The sequence below is a fragment of the Cryobacterium sp. 10I5 genome (genome assembly GCF_035019865.1).
GTDB lineage: Bacteria > Actinomycetota > Actinomycetes > Actinomycetales > Microbacteriaceae > Cryobacterium > Cryobacterium breve_A.
This window is the reverse complement of the sequence record NZ_JASJVI010000208.1, coordinates 1-615: the sequence shown is the minus strand read 5'-3', so window position 1 is coordinate 615 and position 615 is coordinate 1. Positions and strand designations below refer to the sequence as shown.

General features: G+C 61.5%; 1 protein-coding gene. It reads left to right on the top strand.

The genetic code is table 11. From position 1 onward, the window contains the following. Positions 1-352 precede the first annotated feature (352 nt). The coding region (locus QN350_RS19730) for a cation-transporting P-type ATPase (protein ID WP_323517214.1) at positions 353-615 on the top strand (263 nt) is incomplete at its 3' end.

The following is a 615-nucleotide window of genomic DNA, read 5'->3' as shown; positions in this document are numbered from 1 at the left end:
CCCGCCGAGGTCTCGCCCGCTGCCGAGGTCTCGGTCCGGCGCTGGAATGAGCTGAAGCGCGAGTACAACCTTCGCCACACGACACTCGAGCGGTTCACGGCGCCGATTGCACCGGCTGACGAGCCAGGGCTCTTGCCGGCGCCGGGTTATTCTCCCAGTTAAGCCACCACACCGAAATTCATTGCACCGGCTAAAACCTTGTTTTTGTGCAACACTTGCATGAGAGCATCATTCGCGGAGGCGGACAGTCGGGTATTTCCGGCATCGGCACCGAACGCGATTCACGTACACCGCGTGCGTCGCAGGTGGTCAACCCAGGGAATTGGATCATGATGAGGACGCGAGCCCGGGAATGAGCACGGACAAGACCACGAACGCTGCGGCCGATTCGGCGACGATAAAGCCCGACCCGGCACACGACCTGAAGTCGCTCCCGATGGCTGAGGTCCAGAAGCGGCTCGGCAGCTCACCGGACGGGCTGACCCAGTCAGAGGCCGACACACGCCTGGCAAAGTACGGTCCGAATGAGATCGCCGAGCATACGACGAACCCGCTTCTGAAGTTTCTTTCCTACTTCTGGGGCCCGATTCCGTGGATGATCGAAGTGGCCGTGGT